This window comes from Mesorhizobium sp. INR15 (assembly GCF_015500075.1).
Classification (GTDB): Bacteria; Pseudomonadota; Alphaproteobacteria; order Rhizobiales; family Rhizobiaceae; genus Mesorhizobium.
Genome location: NZ_CP045496.1, coordinates 3,579,414 through 3,591,931 on the forward strand (window position 1 = coordinate 3,579,414; position 12,518 = coordinate 3,591,931).

A 12,518-nucleotide genomic window follows, 5' to 3' on the forward strand; every position below is an offset into this window, starting at 1 on the left:
GACACGGTTTTCTCATCCATTTTCTCGGAAAGTGAATCTCTCGGAATCGTAAGCACTTGCCAGTGAATCAACTCTCTGATTCTCTGCTCGAAAGCGTTTCCTGATTTGAGTCGTTCGACGCGTTTTCAGCGTTTTCCGTCGGGGGGGCAACCTGCCGGGAGACTCTGACTCAATGTTGCGGAAAATCTGGTTTTGAGTCCGCCATGAGAGGGGATGACGGGGAATGAAAAGTAAGCATGTGGCCGTCCTGCTGGGTGGGTTTTCGTCCGAGCGGCCCGTGTCTCTTTCTTCGGGAAAGGCTTGCGCCGATGAACTCGAGAAGGAAGGTTACCAGGTTACGCGCGTCGATGTCGGGCGCGATGTCGGCTCGGTGCTGGCTGAGCTCAAGCCCGATGTTGCCTTCAATGCGCTGCATGGCCCGTTTGGCGAGGATGGCACCATCCAGGGCATTCTCGAATATCTCGGCATTCCCTATACGCATTCCGGCGTGCTCGCCTCGGCGCTTGCCATGAATAAGGAGCAAGCCAAGCGGGTCGCCAAATCGGTCGGTATCCTGGTCGCCGAATCGAGGGTGACCAGCCGCTTCGCCATCCAGAACAAGCATCCGATGAAGCCGCCCTATGTGGTCAAGCCGGTCAACGAAGGATCGAGCTTCGGCGTCGTCATAGTGCACGAGGGCCAGTCGCATCCGCCGCAGGTCATCGGCTCGTCGGAGTGGAAATATGGCGAGACCGTCATGGTCGAGCGCTACATCCATGGCCGCGAGCTGACCTGCGCGGTGATGGGCGACGTGGCGCTGGGGGTCTGCGAGATCATTCCGACCGGCCATTCCTTCTACGACTATGATTCAAAATATGTGGCTGGCGGCTCAAAGCACGAATGCCCCGCAAAAGTTTCACCGAATATTTACCAAAAAATACAAACACTGGCGCTCAAGGCTCACCAAGCGATCGGCTGTCGGGGGGTTTCCCGGTCGGACTTCCGTTATGACGATCGTCATTCCGAAAACGGCGAGGTCGTTTGGCTCGAGGTCAATACCCAGCCGGGTATGACACCGACGTCTTTGGTGCCTGAAATCGCCGCCCATGCCGGGCACTCGTTTGGCGATTTGTTGAGTTGGATGGTGGAGGACGCTTCGTGTCTGCGTTGAAATGGGGACAAGGCAAAGGGAAGGGCGCGGCTGGGCCGGCGCTGTTCGGCTTGCCGTTGTCGTTCGACCATTTCGTGCTGCCGCGCCTGCTTCGCCGCCCTGTTCGCATCCTGGCGCGGCTGGGTGAGGGCGAGTTCCAGGCGCCACGTTTCTCCGCTGCGATCCTTTCGGCCGTGCTGGTCGCTTCGAGCAGCGCCTATGGCGCTTACCTCGGCGGGGAGATCGATGGCGTCGTCCAGGGCATCACCGCCCGCACCGGCTTCGCCGTCGATCAGGTCAAGGTGGTTGGCAATCGCCAGACTTCCGAGATCGACATTCTCGACCGACTCGAGCTTGACGGCTGGACCTCGCTGATCGGGTTCAATGCCGAGGCTGCGCGCGAGCGGATTTCCGGTCTGCCGTGGATCGAGGTCGCCGCTGTGCGCAAGGTCTATCCGCACACGCTGGAGGTTCGCGTTGAAGAGCGCGAGGCCTTCGCGCTCTGGCAGCAGGGCGATGAGCTGTCGGTCATCGAGAAGGATGGCGCCGTCATCGCGCCGTTCTCCGGTGGCAGCCAGACACAGTTGCCGCTGCTCGTCGGTAGCGGAGCTCCAGCCAAGGCGCCGGATTTCCTGGTCAAGGTTGAGAAATATCCAGAGCTCGCGGCGCGGGTCAAAGGCTATATCCGCATCGGCGACCGGCGCTGGGACATGAGGCTGGACAACGGCGTCACGGTGAAGCTTCCCGAGGATGGTGAGGATCAGGCGATCGCCGCACTCGTCAAGATGGACAAGGACGACGGGCTTTTGTCGCGCGACATCGCAGCCGTCGACATGCGCCTGTCCGATCGCGTGGTCGTTCAGTTGTCGCCCGAAGCCGCGACGCAGCGCCAGGCAGCCCTCAACGAAAAGCCGAAAGGCCTGAAACGCAAGCCGGAGACGAAAATATGAGCTGGCTTGGCGGTCATGGCGATGCCTCGTCGCGCCGGTCCGGCATCCTGACGGTGCTGGATGTCGGTTCGAGCAAGGTCTGCTGCATGGTGGCCAAGCTGAAGCCGAACGATGACGGCAAGCTGTTGCGCGGCCGCTCGCACCGGATCCAGGTCATCGGTATCGGTCATCAGAAGTCGCAAGGCGTGAAGTCGGGCGTTGTCGTCGATCTCGACCGCGCCGAGCATGCCATCCGTCTCGCCGTCGATGCCGCCGAGCGCATGGCGGGGCTGACCGTGGATTCGCTCATCGTCAACATGGCGGCCGGCCGGCTCAAGAGCGAAGCCTTTTCGGCGACCATCAACCTTGGCGGCCATGAAGCCGACGAGACCGATATCAAGCGCGTGCTGGGCGCCGGCGCCAAGCAGGCGCTCAAGGCCGAGCGCGAGGTGATCCATTCGCTGCCGGTCGGCTTCTCGCTGGACGCGGAGCGTGGCGTGCGCGACCCGCGCGGCATGGTCGGTGACCAGCTTGGCGTCGACATGCATGTCCTGACCGGCGATGCCGCGCCGATGCGTAATCTCGAGCTCTGCATCAACCGCTCGCATCTGTCGGTCGAGCGCATGGTGGCCACGCCTTACGCCAGCGGGCTCGCGGCTTTGGTCGACGATGAGCTGGAAATGGGCGCGGCCTGCATCGACATGGGCGGTGGCACGACGACGATCTCGGTGTTTGCCGAAGGCAAGTTCGTTCATGGCGACGCCATCGCCATCGGCGGCAACCACGTGACGCTGGATATGGCCAAGGGGCTTTCAACCTCGCTCGATGCCGCCGAGCGTTTGAAGGTGATGCATGGCTCGGCGCTGCCCGGCAGTGCCGATGACCGCGATCTGGTTTCGATCCAGCCGATCGGCGACGACAGCGACGTGCCGTTGCAAATCCCGCGCTCGATGATGACGCGCATCATCCGCGCCCGCATCGACGAGACGCTCGAACTGCTGCGCGACCGGCTCAACAAGTCCGGATACGGCAATGCGGTGGGCAAGCGCGTGGTGCTGACCGGTGGCGCCAGCCAGCTGGCCGGCCTGCCGGAAGCGGCGCGCCGCATTCTTGGGCGCAATGTGCGCATCGGCCGTCCGCTCGGCGTGGCGGGCCTGCCGGAAGCGGCGAAGGGGCCGGCCTTCTCGGCCCCGGTCGGGCTTCTGATCTATCCGCAGATGGCGAGTTTCGAGAGCCATCCGGCGAAAGGCATTTCCGGTCTCAAGATGACCGGTACGGGCGGAAAACTGCATCGCATGAGTCAGTGGTTGAGAGACAGTTTCTAATTGACGGGGGTAGCCCCCCATAGGCGGCCGCGGCGGCGAAGCGGCGTGAAAGGCAAAGGACGGAGACAATGACCATCAATCTGCAGAAGCCGGACATCACCGAGCTTAAGCCGCGGATCACCGTGTTCGGTGTCGGCGGCGGCGGCGGCAATGCCGTCAACAACATGATCACCGCCGGTTTGCGCGGCGTTGAGTTCGTTGTGGCCAACACCGACGCGCAGGCGCTGACCATGTCGAAGGCCGACCGGCTGATCCAGCTTGGCGCGCATGTCACCGAGGGGCTCGGTGCCGGGTCGCAGCCGGAAGTCGGACGCGCCGCGGCGGAAGAGTGCATCGATGAGATCATGGATCATCTCACCCACACTCACATGTGCTTCGTCACCGCTGGCATGGGCGGCGGCACCGGAACGGGTGCTGCTCCTGTCGTGGCGCGCGCTGCCCGTGAAAAGGGCATCCTGACCGTCGGCGTCGTCACCAAGCCGTTCCATTTCGAGGGCCAGCGCCGCATGAAGACGGCGGACCTGGGCATCGAGGAACTGCAGAAATGCGTCGACACGCTGATTGTCATCCCGAACCAGAACCTGTTCCGGCTGGCCAATGACAAGACGACCTTCGCCGATGCCTTCGCCATGGCAGACCAGGTGCTCTACTCCGGTGTTGCCTGCATCACCGACCTGATGGTCAAGGAAGGCCTGATCAATCTCGACTTCGCCGACGTTCGCTCTGTCATGCGCGAGATGGGCAAGGCGATGATGGGCACCGGCGAGGCTTCCGGCGAGGGCCGCGCGATGGCCGCCGCCGAAGCGGCGATTGCCAACCCGCTGCTCGACGAGACCTCGATGAAGGGTGCCAAGGGCCTGCTGATCTCGATCACCGGCGGCCGCGACCTGACGCTGTTCGAAGTCGACGAAGCCGCGACCCGCATCCGCGAAGAAGTCGACCAGGACGCCAACATCATCCTCGGCGCCACCTTCGACGAGGAACTCGAAGGCGTGATTCGCGTCTCCGTGGTTGCCACCGGCATCGACAAGTCGGCGGCTGAAATCGCCGCCGCGCCGATCTCGATCCGCACGGCTCCGCAGAAGCCGGTCAGCCGTCCGGCTATCGCAGCGGCGACAGAGACCCGCACGATACCGGTCCAGCAGGCAATCTACGAACCCCGCGCCATCGACCCGGTGGCCGAGGCGATCCAGCAGGCCGAGGCGAACGCCGCGGCCATGGCGCAGGCGCGTCCGGCTCCGGTTGCTCATGCGGACGACTTCCGCCCGCAGAGCAAGATCTTCCAGGCGCCGCCGGCCCAGCCGCAGCCGATGCTGCAGCCCGTTGTCCAGCAGATGGTGCAGCCTGCGCCGCAGCCGCGTGAAATGATGCAGCGCGAGGTGCAGCAACCGGTTGCCATGGCACCGCAGCGCATGCCGCGCGTCGAGGATTTTCCGCCGCTGGTGAAGGCCGAGGTGGATGCCAAGGGCCGTCCGGCCGACCATGAGAGCAGCGGCCCGATGGGCCTGCTGAAGCGCCTGACAAACGGTTTGACCCGCCGCGAAGAAGAGCCAGCACGGTTGCAGCCGGCTCAGCCGCGCGAACCCAAGCTGCGCCAGGCCGCTCCCGAAGTGCGCCGTCTCGCCAGCCAGGATGCGCAGCTTTACGCTCCGCGCCGTGGCCAACTCGACGACCAGGGCCGCCTGACGCCGCAGACCCGGGCGACTCAGGACGATGATCAGCTGGAGATTCCGGCGTTCCTTCGCCGCCAGGCCAACTGATCCGTTAACGGTCTGTAATAATTGTTAACAGGCAGGCAAGCGATTGCTTGCCTGTTAACGTTTTAAGTGTTTAGAAAACAAGGCTTTACGAAGCCGTACATGTTCCAGGTCGCGGTTACAAAGAGTAAGAAACCGTGATTTGGAGTCTCCCTGACGGGCTATTATCTTCGATGCCTACCATCGTCGGTTTGCCGGGATTTGGGGAGTTGACCCAGCCTGCCGATAAAAAGAGCCGCGCCTTCGGGCTGTAATAGCGGACCTGGGCAGTTCGGGCTTATGGGGTTTGTCTTGCAGGACTATCAGACGACACTGAAGACGCGCGCGTCGCTCATTGGCACCGGCGTTCACAGCGGTAAGGAAGTTTCCGTCAGCTTCCTGCCGGCGGATGCCGATACCGGCATCGTGTTCCAGATTTCAAACGATAGCGAGCCGGGGCGTGAATTTCGTGCGCTGGTCGCCGAAGTGGGCGCCACCGATCTTTGCACCATGCTTGGTGATCCCGCGGGCGAGCACATCGCCACGGTCGAGCACATCATGGCCGCGCTGTTCGGCCTCGGCATCGACAATGTGGTCATCGAGATCGACGGCTACGAAGTTCCCATTCTGGACGGCAGCGCCATTGCCTTCGTCGAAGCCATCGACCAGGCAGGCATCGAGACGCTGTCCGTCAAGCGCCGCTATATCAGGGTGGTCAAGCCGGTCCGTATCGAGAACGGCGCCTCCTGGGCCGAGTTCAGGCCCTATGACGGCACCCGTTTCGAAGTCGAGATCGATTTCGAGAGCCCGGCCATCGGCCGCCAGCTTTTCGCTTCCGATCTCAATCCCGATGTTTTCCGCCATGACATCGCGCGTGCGCGCACCTTCGGCTTCATGAAGGATGTCGAGCGGCTTTGGGCCGCCGGTTATGCGCTTGGCTCGTCGCTGGAGAATTCCGTGGTCATCGGCGATGACAACCGGGTCATCAACATGGGTGGCCTGCGCTATCCCAACGAGTTCGTGCGCCACAAGACGCTCGACGCGATGGGCGACCTTGCCTTGGCCGGCGCGCGGTTTATCGGCTGCTTCCGTTCCTATCGCGGCGGCCACAGGCTGAATGCGGCGGCATTGCGGCGGCTTTTGTCCGATCGCTCGGCGTTCGAGATCGTCGAGACGACGCGCCGTGATCGCGGCCGTACGGCCGAGATGAATGCCGTCAACGCGCCGCTCTATGCGCCTTGGATGATTTGATTCTTAACGTTTTTAGGGCTTCATTGCAGATGTCTGGTGTTGCAGGAATGCATCGCCGGCCAGAGAAATTGTGTTAGCATGCAGGTGCCGCCGGCCCGCCACAAAAATGTGCGATTGGCCGGAGATAGCGTTGCCGGGCAAGGCGGTTATGGTTTATGGCTGCTGCCGTTGACTGGTGCATGTCGCTCAAAGTGGGTGCCGGTTTGGGACAACGACATGCAACGCGCGTTAAAATAGCGCCGAAAGGGCGGAATCCAATCATGTTCTTCAAGCGAGTTGGTCAATTGAAAGCGCCGCATCGGGCAGTTTTCCTGGCGCTTTCGGTGGTTGTTCCATCGCTCTTCCTGTCGGCTTGCATGTCGTCGGAGAAAGATATCGACTTGTCGACCTATGTCGACCAGACGGAACCGGCCGATGTGCTCTACAATCAAGGCCTCGCCAACCTGAACGCTGGTCGCCTGCAGGAGGCGAGCCGCAAGTTCGACGCCGTCGACCGGCAGCACCCCTATTCGGAATTCGCCCGCAAATCGATGGTGATGGGCGCCTTCGCCGATTATCGCCAGGGCAACTACGACGAGGCGATCGGATCGGCCAAGCGCTACCTGACGCTCTATCCGTCGACAGATGACGCGGCTTATGCCCAGTACATCATTGGTTTGAGCTATTATCGCCAGATCAAGGACGTGACGCAGGACCAGAAGGAAGCGCGTCAGACCATCCAGACGATGCAGGATCTGGTGACGCGCTGGCCGACATCGGAATATGTCAGCGACGCCAAGGAAAAGATGCGCTTCGCCAACGATCAGCTGGCAGGCAAGGAGATGCAGGTCGGCCGCTATTATCTCGAGCGCCGCGAATACATCGCCGCCGTGAAGCGGTTCCGCAACGTGGTGGAGACTTATTCCAACACCCGCCATGTCGAGGAAGCCCTCGCGCGTCTGACCGAGAGTTACTACGCGATGGGCCTGACCTCGGAAGCGCAGACCGCTGCCGCGGTGCTCGGCACCAACTATCCCGACAGCCCCTGGTACAAGGACTCCTACAAGCTCCTGCAAAGCAACGGGCTTGCACCGCGCGAGAATGCCGGTTCGTGGATTTCCAAGGCCGGGAAGCTGATCACCGGCGCTTGAGGCGTCTGAAGTATCGGACCGAAGCGTGCATAGCGCTTTTCGGATTGATCCGATGCGCAAACAAAAACATAGTGCGGCGCGGCGACTCCCCTTGGTCGCTTGCCGCTCTCGCTTTTTGTTTTTTCGCAATTCCGGACGGAAAACCGCTGCGCACTTTTCCCGGAATTGCTTGAGGTCCGGGTTCTGATGCTTTCCAGACTGTCGATCCGCGATATCGTCCTGATCGAGAAGCTGGATATCGACTTCTCGCCCGGCCTGTCCGTGCTGACGGGCGAAACCGGTGCCGGCAAATCCATCCTGCTTGACGCATTGTCGCTGGCGCTCGGCTCGCGCGGCGATGCAACGCTGGTGCGTCATGGCGCGGCGCAGGGCCAGGTCATCGCCGTGTTCGACGTGCCGCGCAATCATCCGGCGCGTGCGTTGCTGGCCGACAACGACATCGAGGATGACGGTGATGTCATCCTGCGCCGTGTGCAGACGGCGGATGGCCGCACGCGTGTCTTCGTCAACGACCAGCCTTCCAGTGTGACCCTGATGCGCGACCTTGGCCGCGCGCTGGTCGAAATCCATGGCCAGCATGACGAACGCGCGCTCGTCGATCCGGGCGCGCATCGCGAGGTGCTGGACGCTTTCGGCGGCCATCTGGGCGCGGTGCGTTCAACCGGCGAGGCATGGCGGCACTGGCGTACCTGCGAGCAGGAGTTCTCGCGTCACAGCGCCAAGGTGGCGGCCGCCGCACGCGAGGCCGATTATCTGCGCGCCGCTGTCGCGGAACTGACCAAGCTCGATCCGCAGCCGGGCGAAGAGACCGACCTTGCCGAATTGCGCGCGACGATGATGCGGGCGGAAAAGATCGCTTCCGAAATCCACGATGCGCAGGACGTACTTTCAGGTCCGTCGTCACCGTTGCCGCAACTCGCGAGCCTGTTGCGGCGGCTGCAGCGCAAGGTGACGGAAGTGCCGGGGCTGCTCGACGATGTCGTCAAGTCGCTGGATGAGGCGATGCTTTCGCTGGACGCGGCGCAATCGGGCGTCGAGGCAGCACTTCGCGCCACCGAATATGATCCGCAGCGGCTGGAGAAGGCGGAGGAGCGGCTGTTCTCGCTGCGTGCCGCCGCGCGCAAGCACACCGTCGCGGTCGATGACCTGGCGCAATTGCGTGACACGATGTCCGCCGACCTTACCGATCTCGATGCCGGCGAGGGGCGCTTGCTCGGGCTTCAAAAGCAGGCCGCGGCGGCGCGCGAGGCCTATGACATCGCCGCCGCGCAGCTCTCTTCGCTTCGCCACGCCGCCGCCGCCGGCCTGACCAAGGCCGTCATGGCCGAACTGCCGGCGCTGAAGCTTGAGCGCGCGGCCTTCATTGTCGAAATGAAGAGCGAGGCCGAGAGCCGTATGGAAGAGGGCATCGACCAGATCGAGTTCTGGGTGCGCACCAACCCAGGCACACGGCCCGGCCCGATGATGAAGGTCGCTTCTGGCGGTGAACTCTCGCGGTTTCTTCTGGCGCTGAAGGTGGCGCTGGCCGACCGTGGCTCGGCGCCGACGCTGGTCTTCGATGAAATCGACACCGGGGTTGGCGGTGCGGTCGCCGACGCCATCGGTCAGCGGCTGGCGCGTCTGTCGAAGCGCGTGCAGGTTCTGTCGGTTACCCATGCGCCGCAAGTGGCGGCACGGGCGGCAACCCATTTCCTGATTTCGAAATCCGGCGGCACCGACCGTGTCGCGACAGGCATCGCCGAAATGGACCGGCCGGCCCGGCAGGAAGAGATCGCGCGCATGCTGGCCGGCGCCACCATCACCGACGAGGCGCGCGCCGCCGCCGAACGGCTGCTTCGTGAGAATACCACCGCCTGATCCTTCTATCGGCTACTCGACAAACGCGGCTTCCGGAGAGAGTCAGCATATGGCTCCATCCCGCTGTTTCGGCGTGGTTTTGTGAGAATTCAGCTCCCGTCGATCCTAAACCTGATCTATTGTCGCGCGCTAAAGCGCGTCGCGTCGAAACGGATTCACGCGCCGCGCTTTAGACCTTTGTTTTTATGCATGTCGTTGTCCCAAAACCGGGGCCACTTTTGGGCGACATGCATTGGTGTCAAGGAAGCCGTGCCATGTCCGAAATACCCGTCGATTCGCTGAGTGAAAGCGAAGCCGCTGATGAACTGGCGCGGCTGGCCGAGGAGATTGCCGGCCACGATCTGCGCTACCACGCCGAGGATGCGCCGACGATCTCGGATGCCGAGTATGACGCGCTCCGGCGACGCAACCTTGCCATCGAGCAGCGCTTTCCAGGCTTGGTGCGCGAGGATTCGCCATCGCGCAGGGTAGGCGCGCCGGCGGCTGAGGGCTTTTCCAAGGTGCGCCACGCGGTGCCGATGCTCAGCCTGGCCAAGGCCTATACCGATCAGGACGTCACCGATTTCCTCGAGCGCGGCCGCCGCTTCTTCGACCGCGACAAGGATCTCGACATAGCCTTCACGGCTGAACCCAAGATCGACGGGCTTTCGGCCTCGCTGCGCTACGAAAACGGCGTGTTCGTGCAGGGCGCGACGCGCGGCGACGGCACCGTCGGCGAGGACATCACCGCCAACCTGAGGACAATCGCCGACATCCCCGCGAAGCTTAAGGGGTCGGGCTGGCCCGAGACCGTCGAGATACGCGGCGAGGTCTATATGACCTATGCCGAGTTCGAGGCGCTGAAGCAGCGTTCCGCCGCGGTCGGCGGCCAGGATTATGTCAATCCGCGCAACACGGCGGCGGGGTCGCTACGCCAGAAGGATCCGTCCGTTACCGCCAGCCGAAACCTGAAATTCTTTGCCTATGCCTGGGGTTTTACGACTGAGGATCCAGCTCCGACCCAGTTCGAATCGGTACAGAAATTCGCGGATTGGGGGTTCAAGATCAGCCCGCTGATGGTGCGGGCGAAATCGGTCGAGGACCTTGTTGCGCAGTATCGCCTGATCGAGGCCCAGCGCTCATCACTTGGCTATGACATCGACGGTGTCGTCTACAAGGTCGACCAGTTGGAACTGCAGCGCAGGTGGGGTTTTGTCACCGGCGAGCCACGCTGGGCAATTGCCCATAAGTTCCCAGCCGAACAGGCGACGACGACCGTGCTCAAGATCGACATTCAGGTCGGCCGCACCGGCACACTGGCGCCGGTGGCGCGGCTTGCGCCGGTCACCGTTGGCGGCGTCGTGGTCGAGAATGTCACGCTGCACAATGAGGATTACATCAAGGGGCTGGACAGCACCGGCGAGCCGATCCGTGATGGAATCGATGTCCGCATCGGCGACACGGTGGTGATTCAGCGGGCAGGGGATGTCATTCCGCAGATCGTCAGCGTGGTGACCGAGAAGCGGCCGGCGGATGCCGTGCCCTATGAGTTTCCGCACACGTGCCCGATCTGTGGTTCGCCCGCGACGCGAGAAGTCAACGAGAAGACCGGCAAGGAAGATTCCCGCCGGCGCTGCACCGGCGAGCTGATCTGTGCCGCGCAAGCGGTGGAAAAATTGCGCCACTTCGTGTCACGCGGCGCCATGGATATCGAAGGTCTCGGCGCCGAGAACATCGATACATTCTTCAACGCGGGATTGATCAAGACAGCAGCCGACATTTTCACGCTGAGGGACCGTCGGCCTGCCGTTACCAAGGCGCTGGCCGAGCGGCGCGAGGAGCAGGCTAGGCAGCGCGAGGCGGCATCGGGCAAGACGCGCAAGAATGTGCGCAGCGTCGAGGACCGTAACTACGAAGGCCTCGACAAGCTCTTCGTCGCCATCGATTCGCGCCGAGAACCGGAACTCGACCGCTTCATCTTCGCGCTCGGCATCCGTCATATCGGCGAAACGACAGCCGCCGTTCTGGCCCGCACCTTCTCGACCATCGAGGAGTTGATCCGCGTCGGCAAGGAGACCGCGGCGGCCGAAGATCCGCACACTGTTTTCCCGTCGGTCAACGGCATCGGCGACACGGTGATCGACGCGCTGCGCGATTTCTTCGGCAATGAACGCAATGACGACGTGCTTGATGCGCTGCTGGCGCAGGTCCGGCCGAAACCCTATGTTGTCAACATCTCTACCGACAGCGTGGTCGCCGGCAAGACGGTCGTGTTCACCGGTTCGTTGGAGAAGATGACACGCTCCGAAGCCAAGGCGATGGCCGAGCGTCTCGGCGCCAAGGTTGCGGGCTCGGTTTCAGCAAAGACCGACCTGGTCGTGGCAGGCCCCGGCGCCGGATCGAAGCTGAAGCTCGCGAGCGAACTCGGCATCGAAGTGATCGATGAGGACGCGTGGCTGGCGCGGATCGGCAAGGCATGATTGGCTCGTTCAGCGGCTTTGGCCAGAAGGCCCTGCCTTTCCTCAAGGCGCTGGATTTCCACCAGAGCCGGGAATGGTTCCTGGAAAACCGCGACCTGTTCGAAAAGGAATTGCGCGATCCCATGGGCGATCTGGTCGAGACGCTCACCGAGCGTTTCGCAAAGGCCGGGCTAGGCTTGCGTGGCGACCGCAAGAAGTCGCTGTTCCGCATCAACCGCGATGTACGCTTCGCCAAGGACAAGCGGCCTTACAACCGGCACCTGTCGGCGATCCTGTCGCCCGACGGCAGCAAGGCGGTGCAGGGCGTGTTCTACCTCCATATCGGACTTGAGGGCTGCTTTTCCGGCATCGCCTGGTGGCAGCCGGAAGCGGCCCTGCTGCTGGCGATGCGGCGGGCCATCTGGGCGCGGCCGGCGGAATTCCGGTCCATGGTGGCGGCACTGAAGAAAAACGGCCTCGAACTGGATGCCGAAGGCAGCATGAAGCGCACCCCGCGTGGCTTCGAGGATGTCACGGATGCCGATCTCCTGGCGGCCATCCGCAACCGGCATTTCGTTGTTCGGCACAAGATCGATCCGGTTGGAATTCACGGTGCTGCTCTGGTCGACGAACTCGTCGATTTCGCCATGCGTTCAAAGCCGCTGCTCGACTGGGGCAGGGCGATTGAAGGCAGGATTCCTGATGAGCAGGAAACCTAGTCCG

General features: G+C 62.7%; 9 protein-coding genes. All 9 read left to right on the top strand.

Annotated elements, in window-relative coordinates:
• Positions 1 to 223: 223 nt before the first annotated feature.
• The 9 genes from GA829_RS17465 (at position 224) to GA829_RS17505 (ending at position 12,514) form a co-directional block, all read left to right on the top strand.
• Positions 224 to 1,150 (top strand): D-alanine--D-alanine ligase, encoded by a 927-nt coding sequence (locus GA829_RS17465; RefSeq protein WP_195173957.1) that lies wholly within the window; start codon positions 224 to 226, stop codon positions 1,148 to 1,150.
• Complete coding sequence (locus tag GA829_RS17470) at positions 1,138 to 2,079, top strand: cell division protein FtsQ/DivIB (protein WP_195173958.1); 942 nt, start codon at positions 1,138 to 1,140, stop codon at positions 2,077 to 2,079. The genes GA829_RS17465 and GA829_RS17470 overlap by 13 nt, the downstream gene beginning before the upstream one ends.
• Entirely contained in the window at positions 2,076 to 3,383 is a 1,308-nt protein-coding gene (gene ftsA / locus GA829_RS17475) for a cell division protein FtsA (protein WP_195173959.1), read from the top strand. The genes GA829_RS17470 and ftsA overlap by 4 nt, the downstream gene beginning before the upstream one ends.
• Positions 3,384 to 3,451: 68 nt before the next feature.
• Entirely contained in the window at positions 3,452 to 5,143 is a 1,692-nt protein-coding gene (gene ftsZ, locus GA829_RS17480) for a cell division protein FtsZ (protein WP_195173960.1), read from the top strand.
• Between the two features lie 276 nt (positions 5,144 to 5,419).
• Positions 5,420 to 6,370 (top strand): UDP-3-O-acyl-N-acetylglucosamine deacetylase, encoded by a 951-nt coding sequence (lpxC, locus tag GA829_RS17485; RefSeq protein WP_195173961.1) that lies wholly within the window; start codon positions 5,420 to 5,422, stop codon positions 6,368 to 6,370.
• A 260-nt stretch (positions 6,371 to 6,630) separates the two neighbouring features.
• Positions 6,631 to 7,500 carry an outer membrane protein assembly factor BamD gene (locus GA829_RS17490; RefSeq protein ID WP_195173962.1) on the top strand — a complete coding sequence of 290 codons (870 nt, stop codon included), beginning with the start codon at positions 6,631 to 6,633 and terminating at the stop codon, positions 7,498 to 7,500.
• A 186-nt stretch (positions 7,501 to 7,686) separates the two neighbouring features.
• Positions 7,687 to 9,357 carry a DNA repair protein RecN gene (gene recN / locus GA829_RS17495; RefSeq protein WP_195173963.1) on the top strand — a complete coding sequence of 557 codons (1,671 nt, stop codon included), beginning with the start codon at positions 7,687 to 7,689 and terminating at the stop codon, positions 9,355 to 9,357.
• A gap of 254 nt (positions 9,358 to 9,611) precedes the next feature.
• Positions 9,612 to 11,816 (top strand): NAD-dependent DNA ligase LigA, encoded by a 2,205-nt coding sequence (gene ligA, locus GA829_RS17500; RefSeq protein WP_195173964.1) that lies wholly within the window; start codon positions 9,612 to 9,614, stop codon positions 11,814 to 11,816.
• A complete protein-coding gene (locus GA829_RS17505) occupies positions 11,813 to 12,514 on the top strand; it encodes a DUF2461 domain-containing protein (protein ID WP_195179707.1) in 702 nt (233 codons plus the stop codon). Before ligA ends, GA829_RS17505 begins: the two co-directional genes overlap by 4 nt.
• The last annotated feature ends 4 nt before the right edge of the window (positions 12,515 to 12,518 follow it).

Excerpts from the sequence above, each read along its gene's own strand:
- GA829_RS17465 (WP_195173957.1), top strand. The coding sequence starts at position 224 with ATGAAAAGTAAGCATGTGGCCGTCCTGCTGGGTGGGTTTTCGTCCGAG.
- recN (WP_195173963.1), top strand. The coding sequence starts at position 7,687 with ATGCTTTCCAGACTGTCGATCCGCGATATCGTCCTGATCGAGAAGCTG.
- GA829_RS17490 (WP_195173962.1), top strand. The coding sequence starts at position 6,631 with ATGTTCTTCAAGCGAGTTGGTCAATTGAAAGCGCCGCATCGGGCAGTT.
- ftsA (WP_195173959.1), top strand. The coding sequence starts at position 2,076 with ATGAGCTGGCTTGGCGGTCATGGCGATGCCTCGTCGCGCCGGTCCGGC.
- GA829_RS17505 (WP_195179707.1), top strand. The coding sequence starts at position 11,813 with ATGATTGGCTCGTTCAGCGGCTTTGGCCAGAAGGCCCTGCCTTTCCTC.
- ftsZ (WP_195173960.1), top strand. The coding sequence starts at position 3,452 with ATGACCATCAATCTGCAGAAGCCGGACATCACCGAGCTTAAGCCGCGG.
- lpxC (WP_195173961.1), top strand. The coding sequence starts at position 5,420 with ATGGGGTTTGTCTTGCAGGACTATCAGACGACACTGAAGACGCGCGCG.
- ligA (WP_195173964.1), top strand. The coding sequence starts at position 9,612 with ATGTCCGAAATACCCGTCGATTCGCTGAGTGAAAGCGAAGCCGCTGAT.